The sequence below is a fragment of the Thomasclavelia cocleata genome (genome assembly GCF_900102365.1).
Taxonomy (GTDB): domain Bacteria; phylum Bacillota_I; class Bacilli_A; order Erysipelotrichales; family Coprobacillaceae; genus Thomasclavelia; species Thomasclavelia cocleata.
Genome location: NZ_FOIN01000016.1, coordinates 1 through 26,725, shown reverse-complemented (window position 1 = coordinate 26,725; position 26,725 = coordinate 1). Strand labels below are relative to the sequence as shown.

At 25.9% G+C, this 26,725-nt stretch carries 26 protein-coding genes and 1 CRISPR repeat array; of the genes, 6 read left to right on the top strand and 20 right to left on the bottom strand.

Going from position 1 to position 26,725, the window contains the following annotated elements; all coding sequences use genetic code 11:
- Positions 1–2: 2 nt before the first annotated feature.
- Complete coding sequence (nrdD, locus tag BMW96_RS07360) at positions 3–2,162, bottom strand: anaerobic ribonucleoside-triphosphate reductase (protein WP_092354022.1); 2,160 nt, start codon at positions 2,160–2,162, stop codon at positions 3–5.
- A gap of 383 nt (positions 2,163–2,545) precedes the next feature.
- Between nrdD and BMW96_RS07355 the strand changes: the two genes are divergently transcribed.
- Positions 2,546–3,223 (top strand): PIG-L family deacetylase, encoded by a 678-nt coding sequence (locus tag BMW96_RS07355; protein ID WP_092354020.1) that lies wholly within the window; start codon positions 2,546–2,548, stop codon positions 3,221–3,223.
- Positions 3,224–3,293: 70 nt separating this feature from the next.
- A CRISPR array of direct repeats spans positions 3,294–4,490; the repeat unit is 31 nt; unit sequence GCGTTAATCCTTTATAAGAACAATAACTAAT.
- Between the two features lie 152 nt (positions 4,491–4,642).
- Here BMW96_RS07355 and cas2 read toward each other — a convergent pair.
- The 11 genes from cas2 to BMW96_RS07300 all read right to left on the bottom strand — a co-directional run bounded on the left by cas2 (position 4,643) and on the right by BMW96_RS07300 (position 15,145).
- Entirely contained in the window at positions 4,643–4,903 is a 261-nt protein-coding gene (gene cas2 / locus BMW96_RS07350) for a CRISPR-associated endonuclease Cas2 (protein WP_092354018.1), read from the bottom strand.
- 2 nt (positions 4,904–4,905) lie between these two features.
- Positions 4,906–5,895, bottom strand: coding sequence for a CRISPR-associated endonuclease Cas1 (gene cas1, locus BMW96_RS07345; RefSeq protein ID WP_092354058.1), 990 nt, complete (start codon positions 5,893–5,895; stop codon positions 4,906–4,908).
- Positions 5,870–6,607 carry a CRISPR-associated endoribonuclease Cas6 gene (gene cas6, locus BMW96_RS07340; protein WP_092354016.1) on the bottom strand — a complete coding sequence of 246 codons (738 nt, stop codon included), beginning with the start codon at positions 6,605–6,607 and terminating at the stop codon, positions 5,870–5,872. Before cas6 ends, cas1 begins: the two co-directional genes overlap by 26 nt.
- The gene (locus tag BMW96_RS07335) at positions 6,579–7,313 is read right to left on the bottom strand and encodes a hypothetical protein (RefSeq protein ID WP_092354014.1); all 735 of its coding nucleotides are present in this window, start codon (positions 7,311–7,313) and stop codon (positions 6,579–6,581) included. Before BMW96_RS07335 ends, cas6 begins: the two co-directional genes overlap by 29 nt.
- Positions 7,297–8,490 carry a type III-A CRISPR-associated RAMP protein Csm5 gene (csm5, locus tag BMW96_RS07330; protein ID WP_092354012.1) on the bottom strand — a complete coding sequence of 398 codons (1,194 nt, stop codon included), beginning with the start codon at positions 8,488–8,490 and terminating at the stop codon, positions 7,297–7,299. The genes BMW96_RS07335 and csm5 overlap by 17 nt, the downstream gene beginning before the upstream one ends.
- Complete coding sequence (csm4, locus tag BMW96_RS07325) at positions 8,468–9,403, bottom strand: type III-A CRISPR-associated RAMP protein Csm4 (RefSeq protein WP_092354010.1); 936 nt, start codon at positions 9,401–9,403, stop codon at positions 8,468–8,470. The genes csm5 and csm4 overlap by 23 nt, the downstream gene beginning before the upstream one ends.
- A gap of 1 nt (position 9,404) precedes the next feature.
- A complete protein-coding gene (gene csm3, locus BMW96_RS07320) occupies positions 9,405–10,040 on the bottom strand; it encodes a type III-A CRISPR-associated RAMP protein Csm3 (protein WP_092354008.1) in 636 nt (211 codons plus the stop codon).
- 3 nt (positions 10,041–10,043) lie between these two features.
- Complete coding sequence (gene csm2 / locus BMW96_RS07315) at positions 10,044–10,472, bottom strand: type III-A CRISPR-associated protein Csm2 (protein WP_092354006.1); 429 nt, start codon at positions 10,470–10,472, stop codon at positions 10,044–10,046.
- 13 nt (positions 10,473–10,485) lie between these two features.
- Positions 10,486–12,816, bottom strand: a complete 2,331-nt coding sequence (gene cas10, locus BMW96_RS07310) for a type III-A CRISPR-associated protein Cas10/Csm1 (protein ID WP_092354004.1) — start codon at positions 12,814–12,816, stop codon at positions 10,486–10,488.
- A gap of 10 nt (positions 12,817–12,826) precedes the next feature.
- Positions 12,827–14,158 (bottom strand): type III-A CRISPR-associated CARF protein Csm6, encoded by a 1,332-nt coding sequence (gene csm6 / locus BMW96_RS07305; RefSeq protein WP_092354002.1) that lies wholly within the window; start codon positions 14,156–14,158, stop codon positions 12,827–12,829.
- 141 nt (positions 14,159–14,299) lie between these two features.
- Positions 14,300–15,145 (bottom strand): hypothetical protein, encoded by an 846-nt coding sequence (locus BMW96_RS07300; protein ID WP_092354000.1) that lies wholly within the window; start codon positions 15,143–15,145, stop codon positions 14,300–14,302.
- A gap of 396 nt (positions 15,146–15,541) precedes the next feature.
- Between BMW96_RS07300 and BMW96_RS14680 the strand changes: the two genes are divergently transcribed.
- Positions 15,542–15,664 carry a hypothetical protein gene (locus BMW96_RS14680; protein ID WP_257606877.1) on the top strand — a complete coding sequence of 41 codons (123 nt, stop codon included), beginning with the start codon at positions 15,542–15,544 and terminating at the stop codon, positions 15,662–15,664.
- 431 nt (positions 15,665–16,095) lie between these two features.
- The gene (locus BMW96_RS14675; protein ID WP_257606877.1) at positions 16,096–16,218 is read left to right on the top strand and encodes a hypothetical protein; all 123 of its coding nucleotides are present in this window, start codon (positions 16,096–16,098) and stop codon (positions 16,216–16,218) included.
- A 271-nt stretch (positions 16,219–16,489) separates the two neighbouring features.
- Here the strand turns inward: BMW96_RS14675 and BMW96_RS07295 are convergent, their stop codons facing one another.
- From BMW96_RS07295 to BMW96_RS07285, 3 genes are read right to left on the bottom strand one after another with little or no spacing between them, the layout of a single operon-like run.
- Positions 16,490–17,434, bottom strand: coding sequence for a glycosyltransferase family 2 protein (locus tag BMW96_RS07295; protein WP_092353998.1), 945 nt, complete (start codon positions 17,432–17,434; stop codon positions 16,490–16,492).
- Entirely contained in the window at positions 17,427–17,828 is a 402-nt protein-coding gene (locus tag BMW96_RS07290) for a GtrA family protein (protein ID WP_092353996.1), read from the bottom strand. The genes BMW96_RS07295 and BMW96_RS07290 overlap by 8 nt, the downstream gene beginning before the upstream one ends.
- Entirely contained in the window at positions 17,800–20,241 is a 2,442-nt protein-coding gene (locus BMW96_RS07285; RefSeq protein WP_092353994.1) for a YfhO family protein, read from the bottom strand. Before BMW96_RS07285 ends, BMW96_RS07290 begins: the two co-directional genes overlap by 29 nt.
- A 132-nt stretch (positions 20,242–20,373) precedes the next feature.
- Between BMW96_RS07285 and BMW96_RS07280 the strand changes: the two genes are divergently transcribed.
- Genes BMW96_RS07280 through BMW96_RS07270 form a run of 3 tightly spaced genes read left to right on the top strand, consistent with a single transcriptional unit; the run spans position 20,374 to position 22,942 of the window.
- On the top strand, positions 20,374–21,075 hold the full coding sequence (locus tag BMW96_RS07280; protein ID WP_092353992.1) for a response regulator transcription factor: 702 nt from the start codon (positions 20,374–20,376) through the stop codon (positions 21,073–21,075).
- Positions 21,068–22,390 carry a HAMP domain-containing sensor histidine kinase gene (locus BMW96_RS07275; protein WP_092353990.1) on the top strand — a complete coding sequence of 441 codons (1,323 nt, stop codon included), beginning with the start codon at positions 21,068–21,070 and terminating at the stop codon, positions 22,388–22,390. The genes BMW96_RS07280 and BMW96_RS07275 overlap by 8 nt, the downstream gene beginning before the upstream one ends.
- A 39-nt stretch (positions 22,391–22,429) precedes the next feature.
- Positions 22,430–22,942 (top strand): dUTP diphosphatase, encoded by a 513-nt coding sequence (locus BMW96_RS07270; RefSeq protein ID WP_092353988.1) that lies wholly within the window; start codon positions 22,430–22,432, stop codon positions 22,940–22,942.
- Between the two features lie 44 nt (positions 22,943–22,986).
- On the opposite strand, the gene BMW96_RS07265 is transcribed toward BMW96_RS07270, so the two are convergent.
- From BMW96_RS07265 to BMW96_RS07245, 5 genes are all read right to left on the bottom strand, one after another.
- Complete coding sequence (locus BMW96_RS07265) at positions 22,987–23,472, bottom strand: sensor histidine kinase (RefSeq protein ID WP_092353986.1); 486 nt, start codon at positions 23,470–23,472, stop codon at positions 22,987–22,989.
- A 14-nt stretch (positions 23,473–23,486) separates the two neighbouring features.
- Positions 23,487–23,870: a histidine kinase dimerization/phospho-acceptor domain-containing protein gene (locus tag BMW96_RS07260; protein ID WP_092353984.1), complete on the bottom strand. Its 384-nt coding sequence runs from the start codon at positions 23,868–23,870 to the stop codon at positions 23,487–23,489.
- 14 nt (positions 23,871–23,884) lie between these two features.
- Positions 23,885–24,709, bottom strand: a complete 825-nt coding sequence (locus tag BMW96_RS07255) for a hypothetical protein (protein ID WP_092353982.1) — start codon at positions 24,707–24,709, stop codon at positions 23,885–23,887.
- Between the two features lie 124 nt (positions 24,710–24,833).
- The gene (locus BMW96_RS07250) at positions 24,834–25,622 is read right to left on the bottom strand and encodes an ATP-binding cassette domain-containing protein (protein WP_244881282.1); all 789 of its coding nucleotides are present in this window, start codon (positions 25,620–25,622) and stop codon (positions 24,834–24,836) included.
- A gap of 83 nt (positions 25,623–25,705) precedes the next feature.
- The gene (locus tag BMW96_RS07245) at positions 25,706–26,377 is read right to left on the bottom strand and encodes a response regulator transcription factor (protein ID WP_092353980.1); all 672 of its coding nucleotides are present in this window, start codon (positions 26,375–26,377) and stop codon (positions 25,706–25,708) included.
- Positions 26,378–26,725: the final 348 nt, after the last annotated feature.

The following is a 26,725-nucleotide window of genomic DNA, read 5'->3' as shown; positions in this document are numbered from 1 at the left end:
TATTATTCACCAAGTAAATGATTATCTAAATGTACAAACCTTTCAGCAATTTCTTGCGTTCTACCCTGATTCCAGAAATTATCACCTAAATATCCACAAGTACGTCGACATACATTTAAAGATTTATGATTACGATTACCACAATTTGGACAATACCATTCACGATTTTCATCTAATAAAATTTCACCATCAAATCCACATTCCTGACAATAATCTGATTTTGTGTTTATTTCAGCATATTGAATTGTATCATACATATAATCAATTAAAGCAGAAAGAGCATCTAAGTTTTCTGACATATTCGTTACTTCTACATAACTTATTGCCCCACCTGATGAAACCTTTTGAAATTTTGCTTCTACTTTTAATTTATCAAAAGCATCAATGTGTTCTTTTACGTTTACATGATATGAATTTGTTAAATAGTCCTTATCAGTAATCCCCTTTACAATTCCAAAACGTTTTTTCAATGCACGAGCAAAAGTATATGTAGTAGATTCTGCTGGAGTTCCATATAAACCAAAACCAAGACCTGTTTCTTCTTTCCAGCTGTCACAAGCTTCTCTTAAACGCTGCATAATTTTTGTTGCTAATTCATTACCTTCTTTTGAAGTATGTGTATCTCCTATCAAGGATACAACACATTCATATAAACCAATATATCCAAGTGAAATTGTTGAATAACCATTTTCTAATAATTTATCAATTGTTTCACCTGACTTCAAACGAGCCAAAGCCCCATAACGCCAATGAATTGGACTTACATCTGATAATGTTCCCTTTAAACTTTCATGACGTAACATTAAAGCTTCTTTACATAATTCTAATCTTTCATCTAATATTTTCCAAAAAACATCAAGTTTATGATTTGCTGATAATCCCGCATCAGCAAGGTTTAATGTTACAACCCCCTGATTAAAGCGACCATACCACTTATACTCACCATTTTCATCTTTCCATGGTGATAAAAAGCTTCGACATCCCATACATGGGAAAACTTGCCCTTCATAATTTTCTCGCATTACCTTTGCAGAAATAAAATCTGGCATCATTCTCTTAGATACACATTTAACTGCTAAATCTGTCAAATAACGATATTCACTATCTTGAGGAACATTATTATCATCTAATACATAAAGTAATTTTGGAAAAGCTGGTGTAACATATGCTCCAACTGGATTTTTCATTCCAACATAACGTTGTCTTAGTGTTTCTTCAATTAACATTGCAGTTTCTTTTATATATTCAGGCTCTTCTCTTAAATACATAAACACTGATAAAAATGGAGCTTGTCCATTTGTTGTAGAAAAAGTATTAATTTGATATTGAATTGTTTGAATTCCTGCTTTTATTTCATCTTTTATTCTTGATATTGCAATTTTCTCTACTTGTTCATCTGTGTATTCAATACCTATTAATCGTCCCTCATGACGCACATTATGTTGATGTTTTTCATAACTTAATCTTACAAAAGGTGATAAATGTGCTAAAGAAATCGTTTGCCCACCATATTGACCATTAGCTACTTGTTGAACGATCTGAGTCGCTACTGTACAAGCAGTTTGCAATGATTTTGGTGTTTCGATTAATTTATCATTAATTACAGTTCCTTTTGCAAACATATCCTTCAAATTTACTAAATCGCAATTATGCATTTTTTGAATATAGTAATCCATATCATGAAAATGAATAATTCCATCATCATGAGCTTGAACGATCTTTGGTGGTAAAAGTAATCTGCGACAATAATCTCTTGAAAACTCACCAGCAATCAAATCTCTTTGAGTTGCCAAAACTGTAGCATCTTTATTAGAATTTTCTTCCATTGCTTCTTTATTAGTTTGATTTACAATTCCATAAATCTCATTATCTATTGTATTAGTTTCACGTTGAAACTCCCGAACCTTACGATATCCTTCATATGCTTTAGCAGTTAAAATTTGTCCTTTTTCAATCAGTTTTTCAAATACTTGTCCTTCAATACGATAAATTGAAATATTATCATCACTATGCTCATGCCATTTTTCAATTTCTATTGCAATATCATGCGCACACTTTTCATCAACAATTCCACTACCACATTTCATAGCTTTTAATATTGCGTTTTCAATTTTAACAGCATCAAATTCAACTTTTTTTCCATCTCTTTTTACTACTTTCATACAACACTTTCCCTCCTAAAACTTTATTCCTATCGTATCAAATTTTTTTTAATTAGGAAAATAAAATGCTCCATTAATTCTCATTCTATCTTCAAACAATTATCAATTATAACCGATATTCTCATTTATTTCTTCATTTTTAGAAAATTAGTAAATAAAAAAAATAATCTGTTTATTCTACTTTGTTTTATAAAAAAAATTATTTATATTATATTACTTTTTTCCTAAAAACAACCAAACAAACTACAAATAATTATTTTATAATCAAAACCAACAAGACAGATTTTAACAATTATTATAAAATAAATCAATGTTAAGATAATCTTAAGCTCTTTTAAGAAAGGTTTTATTTTATTAATTCAATAAAGTGATACAATCTAAATATGAAAAAAATAATTATTATTTGTATGATCTTACTTTGCGGTTGTACTACCAGTGCAAAAGTTAACAAAACTAAAAATCAAAACTTATTTGATAAAACAAACTTTTCAAACTACCAAAACATTATGATAGTAGCACATCCTGATGATGAATCTATTTGGGGAGGTATCCATTTACTACAAAATAATTATCTTGTTATATGTTTAACTAACGGTAATAATCAAACACGTGCTAAAGAATTTTATAAAGTCATGGAACAAACTCATAATACTGGAATTATTCTAGACTATCCTGATAAAACTAATGGTAAGCGTGATAATTGGAAAAAAGTCTATCATGATATTGAAGAAGATTTAAATTACATACTATCTAATCACACCTTTGCAACTATCGTTACCCATAATCCCAAGGGTGAATATGGTCATGCTCATCATAAAATGACTAGTGCAATTGTTACATCTATAACAAAAGATATCAATTTAACTAGTAACTTAAAATATTTTGGGCATTACTATCGTAAAAGTAACCCCATCTTACCAATGAAACATCTTTATAACAACGATTTACTCAAACAAAAAAATCAACTAATATCAAACTATATTTCCCAGGAAAAGACCTGTAATAAACTGAAACATATGTTTCCATATGAAAACTGGATTAGTTACCAAGATTGGTACTAATCCTTTTTTATTTTTAGTAATATCTTAAAACTATCTTTAAAAAATAATAATTTTAAAAATTATTAAATAAACTTTAATCCTTTATAAGAACAATAACTAATAAAAGGTAGTTAAGCAAGTTTCAAATGAGATAGTTAAAGCGTTAATCCTTTATAAGAACAATAACTAATTTGCAAATGTTGGATGGAAAGATTATGGAAAGATAAAGCGTTAATCCTTTATAAGAACAATAACTAATAAATAGAGTTAATTCTTTTATTAGATAAATTATGCCCTGCGTTAATCCTTTATAAGAACAATAACTAATAAAAATGCTGGTAAAGCACTGAATAATCAGTTAAAGCGTTAATCCTTTATAAGAACAATAACTAATCTGGTGTAAAGATAATGGGTATAATCCCAATGAAATTTTAGGCGTTAATCCTTTATAAGAACAATAACTAATGGAAGCAGAAAGAGAACGTATTATTAATACTATTGGAGCGTTAATCCTTTATAAGAACAATAACTAATTGAAGAAACACGTGATATTGACTACTCATTTATCAGCGTTAATCCTTTATAAGAACAATAACTAATGGATTGTATAAGCAACATAAATTACTACACAAACAATTGCGTTAATCCTTTATAAGAACAATAACTAATTGACGAATTAGCAAGACGGTTACGTTTAGAACAAAGGTATAGTATGCGTTAATCCTTTATAAGAACAATAACTAATAAGATGCTTAAATTTGAAGAAGTTCGAGAAGATTTGGGCGTTAATCCTTTATAAGAACAATAACTAATACACCAGACAAGATAAACGTTTAGATGCACATAGTGATAAAGCGTTAATCCTTTATAAGAACAATAACTAATACAACTAACTCACCAGCCATTGGTCCTCGGCCTGGCGTTAATCCTTTATAAGAACAATAACTAATATAATGATATTGAGGTGTTGAACGATTTAATCAGTGGAAAAGCGTTAATCCTTTATAAGAACAATAACTAATAGAAAATACATATGCAATTGATACATTTTGGAATGTGCGTTAATCCTTTATAAGAACAATAACTAATACAATTTTTTATTTGTCAACAGCCTGAGTCATATCAGCGTTAATCCTTTATAAGAACAATAACTAATGAAAAGACAATGCTTAATTACTATAATCGTACGATGCGTTAATCCTTTATAAGAACAATAACTAATGAAAAAAATCAAGAAAAAAGTTAAATACGAAATTGGCGTTAATCCTTTATAAGAACAATAACTAATAGTATATATTTAGAAATAATCTAAATATATACTATGATACTTTGTATCTATTAAAAAATCAATAGTATACTCATCAAACAATCTCGACTACCTCCTTTAAACCATCTATTTTATTCTTGTTCATACAGTAAAAACAATGGGATAGTCGAAAATCAAATTATAATATTTGATGATTTTGGTGCTTTTCCAAGATAATCTTTTTTTATTTTTTTGTTTTCATACACAAAATAAAACAATATTGCATCATCTGGATTTATTATTTTATCTAATTTAACTTTTAATTCATTAAATTTAGAGGGTGTTAACTCTCCTTCAAAAACAGAATTTTGAACATGAAACATATATTTTCTCAAAACTTTCATTACTTTAACACATCTTTTTTCTGCTACATCATAAGTACAAATAATATACATTTTTACCACTCCATTACATAAGGTTTATAATATTTACTTTTACCTTCTATATAATTAGATAACTTATATACTTCTCTTGTAATTATATTTCTATATGAATAATAACGTTCCCCTATTTTTATAGATTTTTCCATTAATATTTCATATTCATTCAAAAATATCTTAATACCATCTTTATTCAGATAACATACACCATTTTCTTTATATTCAAAATGACTCTTATTGAATTGCTGTCTATTTATCATTCTTAAAATTAATCGATCTATAAAAATAGGTTTCATCATATCTGCCAAATCAAATTGTAAAGAATCACTCTGTTTTGATAAACTATGAAGATAACTTATTTGAGGTAATAGTGGACTTCTATCTATATCCGAAAGAACATTTGCATATAATATTGCGTATCCATAACTTAGTAAAGCATTTATTTCATTTAAAGGTGGATAAAATGATCTTTGTTTAAATATAAAATTAGGATTTTTTATAATTAAATCAAATGAAGAATAATATATTTTTTTCACTTGAGCCTCTAATAAAAATAGCTTCTCAATAGTTTCGACTTCCTCTAATTTAATTAAATATTTATTAATGTCTTCTATAATATGGTGTAATAAATGATATTTTTTATCATAATATTTAAGTAACGCTAAAACATTTTTTATTTCAGTTTGAACTATTCTTCTTGCAATGTATATTCTTTGTTCACTACAATATGAATTTACCTGATTTACAATGATTTTCCCATCACTATATTTTTTAGGAGTAAATCTCCCAATATAATCTCCATAATAGTTAAAAAAGAAAATGCTAATAGAATATGTATTTAATATTCCTAAAACACGTTTATTTAAAGTAATATCATTGAAACAAATAATTAAATTTATTTGTTCAATTGGAATATATATAATATTCCCATTTTTTTCTTGTAAAACAAGTGAATAATCTTTTCTTAAAAGTTCACCACTTTTATATAGATAAAATACTTTTTTCATTTTTATATTCAATCATTCCAAATCCACAGGATCCTTTTGCTGATAATCCAGTATCATAGATAATTTTTAGACTTTCATAATTTGTAGAAATAGCCAATTCACATTTATATGCTTCATAAAAAGTATTTTTAAAATGTACTAATTTTTTCTTTTTATAAATAACTTCATTTATTTTAAATATACATTCTTTTGTTGGATAATTATAAGCTTGCATTTTATGATTAATATTAGCTCTAACCAAATTCTCAAATTCTTTAGCTTGTGGATTGTAGTATGTAAAATATTTATCTTTACAAGTATAAGTAACTACAGGTGATATTGTTTTAATTATAATATCCTTAACACCATTAAAATGTGGTAAATTTAAAATATCAATTCCTGCAATATTAACTTTTTGATTATTTATAAATAGATAATCATTTTGGATTAAGTATTCATAAATAATTTTAAATAATTCTTTATCTAGTGCACCAATATATAATTTAATTACATCACTAAAAATTATTTTCTTATTCTCTATTTTATACTGCCCATATAAATCACTAAATACAAACATTTTATAAATCTTTTCTTGTTTGTGATACCCATAATTATGATAAAAATTACCTTCTTTTTCACGATTCATCATATTATAAATAACACCTTGAATTATTGATTTATAATTAAGCGGTAAAATAAGTTTATTACTTTTCATCTTTACTACTAAACGCAAATTTTCCACCTCCAAGATAATTATATTTTCCAATTCCTATTAACTCTAAGTCAGATGAAAACATCTCATCTAATCCAACCTGATAAATATATCCTCTTTTCCTAATAACCTTCGTATTTAAACCAACCTTTCTTTCATCAATTATTTTGATACTATTAATACTATTTATATTATCAATAAAACAATAATTACAACCATATTCAGCATTATAATAATGCATCATGTTATTATATGCACTAATAAAATCTGTTGTTTCAATAATTGTTTTTATCAACAAACAATTAACATTTTTATACTTATTTTCTATTTGTTTATATTCTATTTTCTTTAGCAAAAAATCTATGCCAAACAATCTATATCGTAAATATTCTTTAAAAAATATTTCTATATATCCCCTATACCTCTCACAATTACCTATAAAATAAATATCATAAGTATAATCCTCATTTTTAGCAAAAATATCTTCCTGATACAATTCTTTCTTAAAGATTATTCCTGGATAACCACTAAAATTTTTCCCAGTTATTATATAATACTGACAATTACCACCTAAAGAACAGTTATTACATTTACTTCCAATATTAATACACGATATTCTTTTTATCATCTTTAAAAATTGCTTATATGTTCCTTCAACAATATCTTGATGAAAAATCGCTCCTAAAGGAAAAGTGATAGTAACCTCTACTTTACTTAATAAACTCAATTTTTATTACCCCTGGATAATAATCATAATAATCATCGGTATAAAACGTTCTCGTTGCTGGCATTAAATCTGGTTTAGTATAAAAAGAATTCTTATTATTTTTAGGTTTATCCTTTAGTGAAAATACTTTATAAAAATAGTCTTCATATAATTTATAATTATTTTTCTTTATTAGATAAGAAATCGTTTTAAAAAAATAGTTAGTATTTCTTCCAATTCGCATATAAAAACTATTAGGAATAACTTCTTCATACATTTGCTTTATACATGACATATTATAGTAGTTATTTACATCCTCCATTTCTTTTTCTTCACCTATAATCTCTTTAAAATAATTTCTACAAACTTTTATGATTTTATTAATACTGATATATTCTATCAAATCATCACAAAACTTAAAATTTTGATATTTTTCTTTTAAACAATTTCTTTTCCTACTATCTATCTTAATAATATTACCTGTAAACTCTTGATTTGCATCAATACATTCAAAATCAAAAATAGGTATGTTCACACTCTTTTTATCTATATAAACTTTATTTCTTTCAGCATGTACTAAAACCAGATTATCAAAAAACACATCAGCAAACATAAAACAACTTGCAAATAAATTAATAAACTCAACAAAGTCACTTCTTGAACATTCGAATTGATAATAGTCAAGTAAAAAATCATCAATATTACATTTACCTTTTAGTCTATTATTTTTTTTAACTTCATTTTTTATATACTTGCAAAAGGAATTAAAATGATTTCTAATAAAATCATAATAAATTGCATTCATAACTGCTCCTTTTAACGAACTACCAGGAATATATGGTTTATTTAATGATTTTACTTGTACTGCAACATTTTTAATTTGGTCATCTTCAAAATCTGCTCGTAATTGGTACTGTGGTGTTGACTTTGTATAATCAATATGATTACGTAAAACTTTATTCAACTCATCACGTTTTGAGCCATTACTACTATTATACAACGAACTTAGAAAACGATAGTCTAAGAGTACTTTATCTGGTATACATGAAAATAATTGTTGTAAGTTATAATTATACATTACATTATTTTTCTTAATATACTCAAAACTTAATTTTGTCTCACCAGTTCCAATGTGAACTGGTGATATAATTGTTATTTTTGTTTTTATATCATCCTCATAATGTAAATCCAATTCCATAATGATAGATCACCTTTCCGTTATTACATCTTATTAAATCACCATAATACTCTTTATTTTCATTCACCTTCATATAACTTCCTTCAACAAACCGATTAAATCTACCAACTACATTTGAAGAATATGATTTAGAACCCCAATAAACAGTAGAATCAATTACATAAGAAGATTCTACTAAATCAAATTCATTACTAATACATTTAGATAACAATACTTTCTTCTCTGGATTTTGAACTACATTTTCTATTTCTTCTATTGATTCCATTTTAAAACAATTTTTACCAACTGAAACTCGACTACCAAAACCAAAATATGGAGCATATTTAAAAATACTTTTTACATATTCAATATCATTTGTTTTTACATAAATACAAAATTGACAATTTTTTGAATAATATAAATTTTTATCGTAATAAAGTCTTCTTTCATCACTCTGTTCTTCATGATTATTATGTACTAACAATTCTTCAGCTTTATCAAAATTAGAAATATGACTTGATAAAACACCATTTTCGATACTAATTTCATTGTTAAGGATTCCTAGTTTTAAACCTATGAAATCACCATTTACTATATATTTATTATATATTTCTAACGAAACGAAAGAAATTTTTTTAAGTTTTTTTAATTGGCTTAAATAGGTTAATTGCTTGTTTACAGGTAAACTATTTATCTGTTTATTTTTTTCATCAATGGAGATCAAACCAACCTTAACCATTGGCATTAATCCATCTAAAAACATGGAAGAATGAACAAACAATGGCTCATTTTTAAAAGATTCAAAATATCTTTGTAATTCATCTTCACCTTTAGTATATTTAATAATATTACAAACAGCACCAAAAATTGTTTGTGCATCAGGAATTTTTGTCATGGAAGAAATACACTTAAATGTTAATTTATATAACTTCATGTCACATTTCCTTTTCAAAATTACCCATTTCTACTTTAACTCTTCCATATCCTCTTGTCCCATTACCACCTAAATAATTCAATTCTAATAACTTTAACGATTCCTTAATAGTTTTCATCATCTTATCTTTATCATCACCTTTAAAAACATTTAAAACAATTTCACCTTCAAAAACTGCTCCCGCTGGAACACGTTCAATGAATCTTGGTGAATCAGAAGTTCCTGAAATTGGATTAACTCTATTCTCTGCTTTTATTTCTGTAAAACAGCCTTCCCCTAAAATATGTTGTAATTTTTTACTGCTATCATCAGTAAGTTTAAAATCTCTAAAAATAGCGCGACTAATTTTTATCCTATTGTCTCCTGAATCCTTTAATCCTTCAAAAATACTAGTAATTGTATCATCCTTAAATACTATATCTTTTCCTACAATCTCTGTTTCTTTAATATTATATTTTAGTAATGTTTTTAGTTTTCCTTTTAAAGAACTCCCTGGAATAAAAGGTTCTTTTGTCAAAGGATTTCTAATAACATCACTATCTGCTCCACCAATATCAAATCCATTATCATTACCACCAATAAATAGTCCTGATAATAATTCTAATTTTATTTTTAATACATAAATATTTTCTAACATTTTTTATCTCCTTTCTGCTACCTTATGATAAGCAACAATACTTGTAAATAATTGATCAAATGCACAAATATCTGCTTTTGTTTTAATTGTGTTTTCATTTATTACACTTTCTAAAAAGTTATATAAAATTGTCAATTTTTTGGGATCCCTTCCAGCATTATAAGCTGACATTGCTACTATAATAAACATTTGTTTACGAGCACTCTCAAAATCATTATCACATTGACGTACTGCTAATTTAACAGAATCTAAAATTTTTCTTAACTGATGATTAGAAATATACTTAAACTGCTTTGCAAAACAACATGCTTTACCATTAGGTAAATATAATTTCTCTGGATTATTATATTCTTTACTTAATTGCTGAGTACACCTTTTAAATTTATTTTTATCTTTATTATTTCTCTTATCACTTTGTTTAAAATCTGACATATTTTCTACCTCCTTAGTTATCCCTTGTAAATAACATAAATAATTTTAATTTTAATACAAACTGCTTTACATCACTATCAGTAGTAATCCCATTGATTTGTTTTAGCATTTCTTCTCTTACTTTTAAATCTTTGATCAATCTAAAGATTGTATATTGAATTCTAGGAATTAAATATACAAATTGTAAATATGTACTATCACCAATAAATGACATAATATTATAGAGCATTGTTCGTGATACTTTGTTTTCCTCTAACCACTTACACATCATAAAAACATCGTTCAATAACTGCTCATAATTTTTAAATGATACAGTAGTATTTAATAACGTAACAGCATTCTTATCTCCATCTTTAGACATTGTTAATTGTTCTTCAGCCTCTTGAATCCCAAAACGAATTGGTTTCTTATCATTTTGAAAATTTATTCCCCCAGAAATAGTTATATTTTCATTACTAGTAAATTTTGCAAAACGCTGATATATTTCTAATGATAATTTTACTATTGAATATGCAGAGCCAATAATTACCAAATCATCTCCACCTGCATAATTGATATAAAACATTGTTCCATTAGTTACTTCATTACTTATATTTTCATTTACCTGTATCGAAACATCATGACAGATATTCTTAATCTCATGTCCAAAGAAAAATTCTATTAGCCTACTCATCGTAACATACTTAGAAATTGAACGTTGATTTCTATTTTCTTCAGTATATTTTAACCCAAAGGCAAATATTCCACCAAGATTATCAACATCCATTTTTAAAATAGCAAGTTTTTTATCTCCATATTTTTTAGGGGTTAATTTTAGAATATCTTCAAATGATAAAATTGCATTATTCTTTAATGGTACCTCATTTGCAATCATTTTCTCACTTCCAAAACCAAATCCGTTAATACTATCAACATAATAACTATCTTGTTCTGCTCTAACAAATTTTGTGTTCTTAACAAACAATACTTTTACAAACCCTAAATCAATTTTATGTATATGATCAACATCTAGATTACCAGAAAAATCATATACAATTCCAAATGTAGTATTTTTAGTGTATACATCAGAAATGCCTTCAACAGCTTTACAAATATCACATGTTTCATGTTTTGATATTCGATTGCATGTATTACATTTCTGATTATTATTTATTGATTCATAAAAGAAGTCATCATTAATAGCATCAATGAACTTCTGCATTTTATTTCTACCTAATTTTCCCTTTAAATCTATCGCTTTATCTGATTGGAACGTTTCCAATTCCTCTTTATTTAAAACAATCAAAGCATTAACAAAGGTTATATCTGCTTGAAATAATTTAAATAAGTTTTCTCGAATTAATCGTGCGACTTTTTCCACTTTATCTTTGACCATTGAGTTATTTGGCAATAAGATTATTGATCCTCCACCAGTATTAAAAAGTATGTTACTTACAGTTAAACCAAATTCATTCAAAAATGCATATGATACAGCATTTGTAATTAAAGCTACTAAAGCCGATCTTCCCCTTAAGGCCTTTGCTAATCCTTGTTTAGTCCCACTACCTTCAACAACTTGATAAATAAAACTTTGAATTCCAGAAATATCAATTTCTAACATGCAAAACTCTTTTTTTTCGAAACATTCCTTATCATATAAACAACTTGAAATAGCTGAAGTTAATTTATGATGATCAAATAAACTAACTGTTGATTTAACCCCTCCATAAGTAGAAGCTGGAATAGTCACTAAATATTTGTTCATCAAATTATACATAAAATTATAAGAAATGAAATCTCGGCGTCGCTGCAAGTATAAATTATTTTCTACTTCTTGTGCAAATTGTTGAAATAGCGTTTTATACTCATTTACACTTTCATGTATCTCTTTTCTCTTATAATTGCTAATTGGGTAATTCATCTTAGTAAGCACAGATAATGGGAAAACATTATCCATTTTATTTTCTTTTCCAAAATCAACTTCACTTAGCACCGAATGTAAACGAGCCATAATAAAGTTCCCTCTTTGGTTATGATTCTCATCATCTAATTGCTCATCTTTTCGATCTATTGAGGAAGCGATACAATCAGCTTGTTTAATTATCTCTAAAAAATCATTAATCTCATCTTTATGGTGTTCACTCACTAACAACTCAAACTCGTCTTCCATCTTTAAATACTTATTTAAAAACCTAGAAGTATATCCACTATGTAAATGGCTATAGTAATTACCTATTTTATTATACTTTGTTGTTTCTAATTCCCTACTAGATAAATTTGATTTTTCATAAGTTCGTTGATAAAACTTACCAATATCGTGTAATAAAGCACCATATGCCACATCAATTAATTTATATTTATCCATATTTGCCCTCCTATCTTAATGTATTTAACTGTTGAATTATTTTTTTATTCATTTTTTCATAAGAGTCCCAGTTATTTTGAGTATCAAAACCTAGACAAAAAAGTACTGTCTTAATAGCATCAATATAATCATCCATACTTTTATTTAAATCACTAATCAGATTATCTTCTCTGATACAAGTTATTTGGTGACTTGCAATATTACGTTTCTTTTTTCTTAAATTATCTAATACTCTCAATCCTAAACAGAGTTCAGAATCATCATCTAATTTTTCATATAAAATTGTTAACATTTGTTTTTCTGATAAAAAGGAATTTCTATATCCTTTAAATGAATTATCTAATATTTTTAAAATTGCTTTCCCTTCATTATTTACTTCTAGCTTTTTACGAGTTAGATGCATAATCCCCTTATCATCAATATCACAATATTTTGTTAAATCAAGGTCAAATTTTTTAACTAATATCCATTGACAAACAGTATATAAAAATGGTGTCAATCCTCTTAAAAAATCTACAATTTCACCTTTTTCTTTTTTTAATTTTAAAAGTAAGCCATATTCAAATAACTTTGCTTTATCATCCTCTTGATAAGGGAGTAAGAAGCGATTATAATCATTTAAAATAACTTCACTATCTAATTTATAACGATTTAATGCGAACTTTAATAAATTTAATAAACCTTTATCTATCCTATGTTTGTAATTGCTAGCCAAATTATAAGCAGCTTCATAATCATAAGAATTAATTAAATTTATCATTAATTCTTTTTGAATTTTAAAGTTAAATTTATTATTTTTTGATAAATACGTTCTATCTTCATAATTATGATTATCTTCATTTAATTCCCAATAAAAATCAAGATCATATCCTTCTAAACGAACTATGTTACTTTTACCTTTTGTTGGATCTGTTACTTGGATTGGTATTATTTTATATTTAGATAATGAAGCTAAAATTTGCAATGTTGCTTTCATTGCTGGTGTTCCTGAAGATACATTACATAGAATTTCCACACTTTTTCCATTTTCATCAAGTATTTGTTTAATGATTGTCTCAAAATCATCATAAAATTCATCAAACCTTTGTACTTCTATCAAATTAGGTCTTTTTTCTTTGTGAATTTCAATATTAGTGTTTAGATGTTGATTTAATAACTTAATAGATTTTTCATATCTATTATCTAAATCATCTAATTCACATATCTCTTGAGACATATAAAAATATATTTTTTCTGGCTGAAATTTTCGAGCTATATGTAAAAATGCTGCATCATATACCTTTTCATTTATAAATATTGTTAATGGATCTGATTTCCCCACACATGTAAATAAAACTTTCATCCCATTATATCTCCTTTTTTATATTATATTTAATTTTATCATTCTAAACTAACTTAGTCTAATTTTATAATAAAAATATCATATAAGAAAAAAGCTAATAATGAATAGAATTCATTATCAGCCCAACTTTGTAATATAAAATTAATAATAATGACGGTCATAAGTAGGATACTTTCGGTTTAAAACCATATAAATAACAAGCAATATAATTCCAATCCCACCACAAATCAATCCTGACATCCATAAACTATCAACTGGAATATCTATACTCATACCTAATATCCTCATCCCTATCGTAAATTCCATAGCATTAACAGCTAAAGGCAAGAACAATCCTAATAATATCCCTGATACTAATAAACCTATGCCACTAAATAAAGTCCATTTAAAATATGATTTGTTAATTACACCTAATAAAACAACAATAATTATTATTCCTATAATACAAATTATCTTAGTTAAATTATTACTTAAAATATCATATGTCTTAATAATTTGTTTTGTTTTTGGAGCACTAGTTTGAATCTTTTCAACTGTGTTCTTTATCTTATTTTGTAACAAACTATCTTTATTAGTTAATTTAGTTTTAATTTTATCAATTTGTTCTTGGGATATCTTTTTTCCAATCGCTTCTTCAAGTTCAGGGATACTTTTATCTATAACATCTGTTATCCCCTCTAAAATACCTGTTGTTTCTATTTCTTTATCATTATTTATAGTATATGTAACCTGATCTAAAAATTCACCAGTAATATTATCTAAAGCATCATTACCCTCTATTATATCTTCTACCTTATCAATATTTTCATTACTTACATCTGGAAAAGATTCATTTAAAACTTCTTTAACCTTTCCACTCACTTCCTGGATTACAATTGCATCAGCAACCGTTTTTACTGACATTTTTCGAATTGATAGGTTAATACATAATACTATGATTACACAAACCATAATAATTGTTAAAAAAACATTCAAAAATTTCTTCATTTTATCCTTTACAACCTCCCATTAATTTTATTATAAATCCTTTTAATTACTACGTCAAAAAGAGAATCTTAATTCAAATCAAATTAAATTGAAGACTTTAATACAGTATTTATATAATTTCATAAAATATGCATCTTTTAAAATCTCTAACATATAAAATATCACTTTATAAAAAAGGATTTTGTCTAAATTTTATATAATTAATAATTTTTTTAAGTTACTTCACCATCATATCACCAGCGAAATATGTAGAATATGAATACGTGAAATGATATAATCAATGAGGGAACAGCAATAGCGGTAGGTGGTTAGCCTTGGTCGTTAGATCGAAGGTACGTAACTTTCGTTTACATAGATATCCATTTATTGGAAATATGAAAAACGGAGGTGATTGACATGACTACATATGAAACAGTTATGGTGATGCTGACTTGTTTAGCATTTGTTATGACAGTTGTAGGAATAATTGTCAAATTGCTTCTTATCATCATAAAGAAAGAATTTGAAGCAAAAAAATAACTACCTCATACGTTTTGGAGTGCGTGAGATAGTTATTTCACATCATAAATCCAAGGCATAACCGCTTATCGGCTGTTCCTTTTTCATCTATATTATAATTTACTGATACTTTGATGTCAACTAGCAAAGTAATTAAGTAAAAATTGAAAACTTTTGATATTTATCCCAATATATTTTCTTTAAAACCATACTCTACATTTAAAATTTAAACCAAATATAAAATTATGACATCATGAATAAAAATAACCAAGATTGATTTATCATCGTATTACTCGCGAAATATGTAGAATATGAATATGTGAAATGATATAATCAATGAAGGAACAGCAATAGCGGTAGGTGGTTAGCCTTGGTCGTCAGGCCGAAGGTACGTAACCTTCGTTTACATAGATATCCATTTATTGGAAATATGAAAAACGGAGGTGATTGACATGACTACATATGAAACAGTTATGGTGATGCTGACTTGTTTAGCATTTGTTATGACAGTTGTAGGAATAATTGTCAAATTGCTTCTTATTATCATAAAAAAAGAATTTGAAGCAAAAAAATAACTACCTGTAACTTTGATCGAGTAAGGTAGTTATTTCTATCATACAAAATCCAAGGCATAACCGCTTATTGGCTGTTCCTTTTCTCATTTATATTGTAATTTATAGATGCCTTAATGTCAACTAGCAAAGTTGTTAAATCAAGATAAACACTATAGTTAAACTAAATTAATTTCTAATCTTCATAAAGAATGAGAAAAATTATATAAAATATTGTAAAAGTAAAACTAGAAACGGATAAATCAGTATTTTATCTTACTTCTGATAAAACGTTCTAATTATAACCATGTTTTCGATTACTATCTTTTACAATATAAATTGGTCGAGCCTTATTTTCCATATAATCCTTAGATATATATTCCCCTAAAATTGCAATCAACAACATTTGTGTACCACTTAGAAATAAAATTAAACAAACAATTGTAGTATAACCACTAACACTATTACCAAACATCAATGTTGATATTGCTGTATAAAAAGATAAAATAATTGAACCAACAAATAAAAACACACCAAATATTCCTGACAATTTTAATGGTGCAGTGGAGAAAGAAAAAATCCCTTCCAATGCATAAGAAAACAAACTCTTAAAATTCCATTTAGTACTTCCTGCAGCCCTTTCAACATTATTAAATGGAATCCACTTAGTCTCAAAACCAACATAAGAAAATAATCCTTTCATATATCGGTTATACTCTCTAATTTCTAAAATCGAATTAACCATTAACCTATTCATCATTCTAAAATCACCTGCACCATCAGACATATCTAAGTTAGATAAACGTTGCATTATCTTATAAAACGATTTACTTAAGAAATTTCGTAGTACTCCTTCACCATCTCGATCCATGCGTTTTCCTGCACAACAATCATAACCTTCTTGACTAACAGCATGATACATAGATGCCAATAAATGTGGTGGATGTTGTAAATCAGCATCCATAATAACACAATAATCCCCTCTAGACTTTTCTAATCCTGCAAACATCGCTGCTTCTTTTCCAAAATTTCGTGAAAATGAATAGTAGCTGCAATGATCATCCTTCAGGCAAATAACTTTTAATAAATCAATTGTATGGTCATGACTACCATCATCAATAAATAATATTTCATAATCAATATTCTCAATTTTCATTAATTCTTTTGTAACTTCCTGATAAAATAATGGAAGTACTTCTTCTTCATTATAACAAGGAACAATAACACTAATTTTATCCATATTCATGACCTCCTTTAACTACAAAAATCTTAAACTTGCATAAACCATAATTAGATATTACTGTAATTATACTTACTACTATCTTTGAAAACATTTCATTAACTGATAACAATTGGATAAAAACAAACAATAAAATACTTTCAATTACTAATGTTGCTAACCGTAATATAAAAAACTGCCATGCCTCTTTTGTAGATTCATTTATACTTTTAAAAACATATCTCTTATTTGCCCAAAACGCAAATATTACAGCACCTATCCAAGAAATAATATTTGCAACTAACCAGCCTTGATTAATTACTTTTATAAAGAACCAGTAAATAATAAAATTCACTGCTGTCGTACAACCACCTACAAATATGTAACTAACCAGTTCTCTCAATTCTTTTTTCACCTTTTTTACATCTCCCTTGAAAAGCTAATAATAATATACCCAAGACACTGATTATAAAAGCAATATCTTTCATTGGTGGTTTAAACATGATTTTAACTTTATGTTTCCCTTTTGATATTTTAGCCCCTAAAAATGCCTTATTCACACATTCACTATTAACTTCTTTATCATCAACTAATATTTTATAACCATTTTGATAAGCAAATGATGTTACAAGATAACCATCTTCTTTTACATCAATTTCTCCATCTGCAAGTATTCCATTTTGATTGTAAATACCTTTAAATGTATCTACTTCCTGATTACGTTCTTTTATAATATCATAATCAATTGTATAGACTCTTATATCTGATAAATCATATCTACCTTTTGAAAATTCAATTTCTAATTTATCTATTGCCTCATTTTGACTTAAGATATATGTAAAATGAGTATTTTTATTTGGATATGCTGCATTTAAACTAGATAATCTATTTCTAACACCATTAATAGTAATACTAGTATCTGTATTTTTAATCAATTTAACTTTTTTTAAATCAAATTCTATAATCATTATTTTATTAAATAAATACTGGTTAATATCTAATTCTAATTTTGCTTTTTTCTTTGTATTAATACGATAACCATTACTTAACTTAATTATTCCTAAATAATCACTTTTACTCTTCACACTTACTTTTAATTTAGTTTCTGTTACTTTACTTTGATAATTTATCTGATCTGTTTCTACAATAACATTATTGTATAGTGTATCTAGAGTTTGAGGAAATGATAATTTTTTAAATTCTTTATAACTAAATAAATCATTAGATGCATAAATCAAAGGTAAAACATCTTTATTTTGATAAACATTTTTTTCTATTTCCTGATAACCAATTGGAACAATGTTTTCACTATAAATTGTCTTTACTCCCATCATCCCTTGAAAGAATATATTAGAATTAGATAAGCATGCAACTCGATTTCTAATACTAATTGGATTATTAATAATATCATAGTAAAATTGATTATATCTAGTATTACTAATGGAACTATAAATAGAAGTTCTAAATACATCATTCTTAACTTGGTTAACAGTATTTAAAGGTTCTTTAAATATATCGCTTCTACTATCATTTTCTAATTTAATATCTTTTATTTTAGAAACCTGTTGATATTTGTCAGATAAAACATAATTTTCTTCTTGATTATTTGCAAAACTAATAGCAACAGGCATAATTATTAGTAATAATAATGCTGATTTAATATTTTTTAAATACAATAATATTCCTATCCCACATAATATCATATCTAAAATAGCTAATGGCTGTTGATAAAATGATAAAACTGGTAAAGCTAATAATAAAATTATTTTAATATTTAATTTTATATCATCATATTTTAAACAATTTAAAACATAAATAGTTATGTATATTAATAATGGAATAAATGGAATTAGTATTTTTGACCGAGGATATAAAAAACCATTTAAAATAAATGAAAAGATAGGAATAAATAAAATTAACAATAACCAAATATTTAGTCTTTTAATTTTTTTTATCTTTAATCCAACAATCAAACATACCCATGTTAAATATCCTAGACCACAACCATAATAATCATATAACAATGATTCAAAATTAAATCGAGGAATAAATAAAGTCAGTAAATTAATTTTAGTATTACCACTTTGATGGTTTTCAAGCAATACATAGGCTGTAGGAATTAATAAAACTCCACAAATCATTATTGCTATTAATAACGGTTTTAAAAAATATAAGATTTCTTTAAAAGTTAGTTTGATTTCTAATCTATACATTTCAAAACAATAATAACTTAAAATCACTAGTAAAGCAGAAATACTAAAAAAATAACTACTAGTTATTATTCCTACAATAGAAATAACTAACATGATTATCTTTTTCTTTTCAATATATAAATCAACTGCAATCAATGCTATAATTAGCATTGACATATAATCAACAAACATTATTTGACGATGACTTTGAAATAATACAGAAGAAGATAGTAATGTGATAGCACCAATTATACATAGCCAAGTATTAAACTTTTTGTGTTTCAACCAAAGATAGGTAAGATCAACACTTAAAACTAAATTAAAAATCATGTAAGTAATTATTATATCTTTCATCTCTACTGATGGTAACAAGCAACTTATTAATATATCTACTCTAAGCAGGCCATAGTAAGATATATTATAAATATTCTGCCCAGCTCCAATGTTAAAAGCAAAATCAGGGAAAATTGTTTTATTTTCTAACATTGTATTTCTAATGTAATCAGCTAGATTGACGTGTTGCGAAAGCCAATCTGTATTAGAACCAAAGATACTTGAAGAAGGCGTGATAAAATAAATTATCACAAAGGTTAAACATGTTAAAAATATAATTGGATAAATATTTTTTCTTTTCATTACTATCATTCTCCTGGTAAATATTATCTATCAGATTCCTTAAGAATAGCCTAAAGAACATCTAAATATTTCTTAATTTTAGTTTTTATAATCTCTTAATATTGTATAATAAAGACGAAAGTTGGTGAATTTATGGTAAATAACAAAATTTTAATTGCAGATGATAATCCTGAAATAAGGGAGGTACTAAATGTTCTTTTATCAAGCGAAGGCTATGATGTTATTGAAGCTAAAGATGGTCAAGAAGCTATTGAATTGATAAGTAGTGAAATTGATTTATATATTCTTGATATTATGATGCCTGTAATCAATGGTTATCAGGCATGTATAGAAATTCGTAAAAAATCTAATGCTCCTATTTTATTTTTAACAGCTAAAAGTCAAGAAAGTGATAAAACACTAGGGTTTTCTAGTGGGGGTGATGATTATCTTTCTAAGCCTTTTTCTTATAATGAGTTAACGACTAGGGTTAAAGCATTGTTAAGAAGATACTATATCTATCAAGGAAAAGTAAATAATGATGAGTCTACTGAAAATAAAATTATATATAATAATATCGTAATTGATCCTAACAATGAGATAGTATTTCTGAATAATGAACAAATTGAATTAACCTATATTGAATATCAAATCTTATATTTACTCCTAAGTAATCGTAAACATATTTATTCAACTCAGTCTTTATATGAAAATATTTGGAATGAGCCATATTATTATAGTGCTAATAATACTATCATGGTTCATATTCGAAATTTGCGAAAGAAAATCGAAACTGATCCTCAAAATCCTAAAGTGATTAAAACAATTTGGGGTAAGGGGTATCGCTGTGATTAAGCATTTTTTTAATAAGTTAAGCATTCAAATAAGTGCTATTATCATTCTATTCGGTGCTCTTGGAATGACAGTATTTTGCTTTTTATATTCATATCGAGAAGATTTTTTTGAGTTTTCTCAAGAAATGGGAATTATTTCTGAAAATACTGAAGCATATGCAATCAATATTGAAAATCAGTTAATTGATAATAATGTTTCAATTAATGATGTTGATACTATAGATAGTATTTTAGGTATTAGTGAAATATATAGTGTTAACTTATATAACAAAGCTGATAATCTTTCAATAACTGGTTCTTATGCAACAATGTTAGATAATCTTTTAGTTGGATATACAGTTTATGATACTGATGCTATTTATAATGGTGATGTATATCATACTGATATTGAATTAGAAGATGGTACAATTGAAATGTATGTATATTCATATGCTATTGCTAAAATGGTCGTTCCATATCTTGTTTTTTCTATTATTATCGCTTTACTTATTTTTTTAATTCCTACATTTTTATTTATAAAAAGAAAAGTTCATCATATTGAAAACCTTAAAAATGATGTTACATATTTATCTCAAGGTGATCTTAATCACCCCATTTCAATAAATAGTAATGATGAGATTGGTGAATTATCACATCAAATCAATAATTTACGTTTAATATTAAAAGATAATTTTGCTACTGAAGAAGCAAATCGAAAAGCAAATTATGATTTAGTTACTGCTCTTTCCCATGATTTAAGAACTCCACTTACTTCATTAATGGGATATTTAGATATCATTAGATTAAAAAAATATAAAAATGAGGATCAATATAATCTATATCTAAATAATTCAATTGATAAAGTTAACCAAATCAATGAACTAGCAAATAAAATGTTTGAATACTTTTTAGTCTTTAGTAAAGAACAAGACACTGAATTAACTAAAATGTCTTTAGGGGTTATATATGAATATATTATAGAAAATATTGGTGTACTTGAAGGTCATGGTTTTATAATAAATAAAAATCTTAAACCAACAAATTCTTTTATTCGTGGAAATATTAATCTAATTAAAAGAATAATTAATAATATTTTTTCAAATCTTTTAAAATATGCTGAAAATAATGAAACTGTACATATATCTATGATATCTGATGAAAATAATTTAAAATTAGTATTTAAAAATAAGAAAAAGTATTCAACTAACTATATCGAAAGTAATCAAATAGGCTTAAAAAGTGTTCAACAGATGTTAAAAATTCATGATGGAACTTTTATGATCGTTGATAATGAGGATAATTTTACAGTTACTATAACAATTCCTTTAATTAAATAATTAGTGTATAATATTTATGTTTTAATGAAAGGAGTACATATGCAAACAATAGCAAAATTTGATAAAGTATCAAAACAGCAATTTATAAAAGATTTTAAAGATTGTTTTGATAAATATGATGAAGAAACTATCAATGATATTTACAAATCAATAATAATTCCTAAAAGAGCAACTATTGGATCGGCTGGATATGATTTTTATACCCCAATCAGTTTTGTTTTAGAACCTAATAAAACAATAAAAATTCCTACTGGGATAAGAGTTTCAATTAATGAAGGCTGGTTTTTAGCAATCTTCCCAAGAAGTGGACTAGGTTTTAAGTATCGTTTACAACTAAATAATACTGTTGGAATTATTGACAGTGATTATTATTATAGCGATAATGAAGGTCATATTTTTATTAAAATAACTAATGATAGTAATGAAAATAAAATTGTTGAGTTAAAAAAAGGACAAGGATTTGCTCAAGGAATATTTATGCCTTTTGGTATAGTAGAAAATGATTTTACAGATCAACAACGTAATGGGGGATTTGGTTCTACAACTAAATAATAAAAAGACTTGTTATAAATAGCTATAGCAAGTCTTTCTTATATCTAAAATTCCCACTTTAAACTTATAATGAGATCATTTTCCCTGACTGAAGCAGATATTTTTCCACCTAATAACTCAGTAAATTCTTTTACTATTGCTAGACCTAATCCAGTATTTTGCTTGGTTCGAGATATATCTGATGTATAAAATTCATCAAATATACATTCAACCTGAATTGGTTCATTAAGTGTATTTACAAATTCATAGCATATTCCGTTGCTAGTATCAATCGTTACATAAACATCTCCATCACTATGCTTTAATGCATTAATAATCAAATTATCAAAGATTCGACGTAATACTCGTTCATTGCTAAGCATTTCCACTTTTTTACTCCCAACAATATGTATTGAGCGATTTTGTGAACTAAAATCTTGATAATAACATACTAATGCTTTTTCAAAAACTCTATTTACATCAATCATACTCATTTCAATATTTTCTTCATTAGAAATTATTCTTGTAAAAGCAAAGAAATCTTCAATCAATTGCGATAAACGTTTCAGTTTATCAATAATAATTGTCTCATATTTTTTTGTTCATCTTTAGATAAATCATATTTTTGAAGTATTTCAACATACCCTAAAGCTGAAGTTAGAGGTGTTTTTAGATCATGAGAAATATTAATAATTGTTTTTTGTAAATTACTATTCTTTTTTTCAATTTCAATCTCTAGTTTTCTAAAAGTAATCATCATTTGATTTACTTCATGTAATAATTCACACAACTCTTGATTACTATTAGTAGTTGTTATTAAAGAATTTGTATCTATAGATTTTATTTTTTTAATACTATTAGTAGCTTTTTTTATACTTCTTTTTAAATGAATTATATAAAAAATAGCAATATATAGTAGTATAAATAAAGTTATTATTAATACTAACATATTGCTCCCCCTAATTATTTAATATCACAGCGATTAAAATAATATATTCCAATTATACTTGATCCTACAATTAATCCCAAACCCATTAATACCCCTATTAACAATGTTTTAAGTTCTATGCTTCCAACAACAGCTAAACTACGTATAATGGTTTCAAACTCGAATTGCATGATCATATTACTATCAATTTTAAATATAGTTATAACTAACATTATTAACATCTGTGATAACATTATCAATATAATTGCTATTGCATTATATCGTGATGTTTTTTTTGTAACAGTTGCAAGCATCACTAATACGCTCATTATACCACAAAAGATTGGTAACTGCCGTAACATTATTATAGTAATATCGAGAATATTAGAAACATTACTAGGATTATTAAATATGATATTTCCAAAATAACCAAAATAAGTACTAAGAATTATTAAAAAAATACCTAACCCCCAAGTCAATAATAATTTAGCAAAATAATATGTTTTCCTAGATACATCTGTAGATATAATATTTTTTACTGTATGACTAGATAAATCAACACAAACTACTACAAAGGCTATAAAAATTAGTGGATAATATAAATTACCATTTGTTTTCATCATTCCTTCATCTAATAGCATTTCACTTTCTCCAGCTATTTTTCTAACATCTTCAGGAGTTTCAATATCTTGATATTCTTCTAAAGCTAAATTTAATGCAGATTCATTGGTTAACCCAATATGACCTGGAGCTCTTAAATAAATTGAAACACTACAAAGTAGTATTACCGAAAAAATGCAGATATAAATACCTTTTCCTTTAAAAATTCGAAATAAATCTGCCTTAATAATATTCAACATATTACCTTCCCTCCTTAATAATACTTTTAAAATAATCCTCTAATGATACCCCTATCTCACTTATTCCATATAAATCAATTTCATTTTTTATAATAACTTTACTAACTATATGTTGTGCATCTAACTAATCATATAATCTAATTTCTTGTTCATTTAAAACTTTATAATTTGTAGTATTTAACTTTTCTTCTAGTAATACACAAGTTTTTTTTATATCATTTACTTTAATACTCAAACAACGACTGCATTCATTATCTAACTGCTCTTTTGATAATTCCTTAATTATTTTACCCCCTTCTAAAAACCCAAATTTATTTGCTACTAAATAAAGTTCAGACAAAATATGACTTGAAATAAGAATTGTTATATTCTCTTGTTGCAACTGCAATAATGTTTCCCTAATTTCACTAATTCCTAATGGATCTAAACCATTAATAGGTTCATCTAAAATAATAAAATCAGGATTATTTAAAATTGCAAGTGCAATTCCTAAACGTTGCTTCATCCCTAAAGAAAACTGTTTAAATTTCTTTTTTCTAGTATTATCTAATTTAACCTTTCTTAACACCTCATGAATTTTTTCATGATCAATAATTCCTTTTAAAATACAGTAATATTTTAAATTATCATATGCTGATAAATTTGGATAAAAAGCAGGATTTTCAATCATACACCCTATCCTATTCCTACTATCTCTATTTTGAGCAATTTCTTTGCCAAACAAATAAACCTTACCACTATCTTTCATTGTTAATGAAGATATTACATTCATTAGTGTAGACTTCCCAGCACCATTGCTACCTACTAACCCATAGATATCACCTTTATTAATTGTAATATTTACCTTATTCAAAACTATATTATCCTTATACTTTTTAATAAGGTCTTTAGTTTTTAATATCTCTTGTTTCATTATCTATCCCTCCTACACTTTCAACCATATAAAAAAAGAGTTAAATAACTCTTAATCAATCCTTAAATAAGTCTTAAATCTATTTATTCTTTCATTTTATAACCAATTCCCCAAACTGTTTCTATATATTCCTGTTTAGGATTAGCTTTTTTTAATTTACTACGAATTTTACTTATATGAACATTTAAAGTATTATCATCTGCAGAATCTTCATGATTCCATACCATTTCAAATAAAATATCTTTAGTAAAAACATGAGTGGGATTTTCTAATAATATTCTTAATAGCTTAAACTCTATTTTTGACAGTCCTAATTTAACATTATTACAAGTTACCTCAAACTTATTTTCATCAAGTACAATATCTTTAAAAGTCATTAAAGATGAAAAAAATGATATTTTCTTATGTTTTAATTGAATTTTTATTCGTGCTAATAACTCATTATTATCAAATGGTTTAATTAAATAATCATCTGCTCCTAAATCAAATAAATCTAATTTAGTATCCATCTTACTTACTGCTGTTAATATAATAACAGGTAAATCTTTTTTTCTCTTAATTTCCTTAATAACCTCTTGTCCACTAAGACCTGGTAACATTAAATCTAAAAGCACTAAATCAATATTATCATCTAACAATAATAAAGCTTCTGTTCCTGAATAAGCACTAATGCTTTCAATCTGATTTAATCTTAATAAATCTCCAATCATGTTATTAATATCATTATCATCTTCTACAATCAATATCTTTACCATTATTAACACCCCATTATCTATACGGTAGTGTCAAAAAACAGTTAGTTTTTTATATGTCTTTTTCACTGTAAAACCTCATTCTACCTTGGTTTTTTATATATCCTGATCAATTTCCCCTGAAATTAATCTATAAACTTAACCCTTTTTCTCTATACAAAAAAGGTAACTACATCCTATAATGAAGTCACCACAACAATCACAAAGGAGTGTAATTACCATGGTTATGATTATATCATTTATTGTTTCTTTATTAAATATCTTTAGAAAACTTTTATATAAATTTGAATGCTTTCTTCTTAGTTTCCTTCCTAACGACCCTATTTCCAATCCAGTTAGCGATGCCTACAG

What these genes read in the sequence shown, in the direction of transcription:
- csm3 (WP_092354008.1), bottom strand. Translation starts at nt 10,040, where the DNA reads ATGTTAGAAAATATTTATGTATTAAAAATAAAATTAGAATTATTATCA.
- BMW96_RS07270 (WP_092353988.1), top strand. Translation starts at nt 22,430, where the DNA reads ATGCAAACAATAGCAAAATTTGATAAAGTATCAAAACAGCAATTTATA.
- BMW96_RS07245 (WP_092353980.1), bottom strand. Translation starts at nt 26,377, where the DNA reads ATGGTAAAGATATTGATTGTAGAAGATGATAATGATATTAATAACATG.
- BMW96_RS14675 (WP_257606877.1), top strand. Translation starts at nt 16,096, where the DNA reads ATGACTACATATGAAACAGTTATGGTGATGCTGACTTGTTTAGCATTT.
- nrdD (WP_092354022.1), bottom strand. Translation starts at nt 2,162, where the DNA reads ATGAAAGTAGTAAAAAGAGATGGAAAAAAAGTTGAATTTGATGCTGTT.
- BMW96_RS07255 (WP_092353982.1), bottom strand. Translation starts at nt 24,709, where the DNA reads ATGTTGAATATTATTAAGGCAGATTTATTTCGAATTTTTAAAGGAAAA.
- BMW96_RS07285 (WP_092353994.1), bottom strand. Translation starts at nt 20,241, where the DNA reads ATGAAAAGAAAAAATATTTATCCAATTATATTTTTAACATGTTTAACC.
- cas10 (WP_092354004.1), bottom strand. Translation starts at nt 12,816, where the DNA reads ATGGATAAATATAAATTAATTGATGTGGCATATGGTGCTTTATTACAC.
- BMW96_RS07300 (WP_092354000.1), bottom strand. Translation starts at nt 15,145, where the DNA reads ATGAAGAAATTTTTGAATGTTTTTTTAACAATTATTATGGTTTGTGTA.
- BMW96_RS07260 (WP_092353984.1), bottom strand. Translation starts at nt 23,870, where the DNA reads ATGTTAGTATTAATAATAACTTTATTTATACTACTATATATTGCTATT.
- cas2 (WP_092354018.1), bottom strand. Translation starts at nt 4,903, where the DNA reads ATGTATATTATTTGTACTTATGATGTAGCAGAAAAAAGATGTGTTAAA.
- csm5 (WP_092354012.1), bottom strand. Translation starts at nt 8,490, where the DNA reads ATGGAATTGGATTTACATTATGAGGATGATATAAAAACAAAAATAACA.
- BMW96_RS07295 (WP_092353998.1), bottom strand. Translation starts at nt 17,434, where the DNA reads ATGGATAAAATTAGTGTTATTGTTCCTTGTTATAATGAAGAAGAAGTA.
- cas1 (WP_092354058.1), bottom strand. Translation starts at nt 5,895, where the DNA reads ATGAAAAAAGTATTTTATCTATATAAAAGTGGTGAACTTTTAAGAAAA.
- BMW96_RS14680 (WP_257606877.1), top strand. Translation starts at nt 15,542, where the DNA reads ATGACTACATATGAAACAGTTATGGTGATGCTGACTTGTTTAGCATTT.
- csm6 (WP_092354002.1), bottom strand. Translation starts at nt 14,158, where the DNA reads ATGAAAGTTTTATTTACATGTGTGGGGAAATCAGATCCATTAACAATA.
- BMW96_RS07250 (WP_244881282.1), bottom strand. Translation starts at nt 25,622, where the DNA reads ATGAAACAAGAGATATTAAAAACTAAAGACCTTATTAAAAAGTATAAG.
- csm4 (WP_092354010.1), bottom strand. Translation starts at nt 9,403, where the DNA reads ATGAAGTTATATAAATTAACATTTAAGTGTATTTCTTCCATGACAAAA.
- BMW96_RS07280 (WP_092353992.1), top strand. Translation starts at nt 20,374, where the DNA reads ATGGTAAATAACAAAATTTTAATTGCAGATGATAATCCTGAAATAAGG.
- csm2 (WP_092354006.1), bottom strand. Translation starts at nt 10,472, where the DNA reads ATGTCAGATTTTAAACAAAGTGATAAGAGAAATAATAAAGATAAAAAT.
- BMW96_RS07355 (WP_092354020.1), top strand. Translation starts at nt 2,546, where the DNA reads ATGAAAAAAATAATTATTATTTGTATGATCTTACTTTGCGGTTGTACT.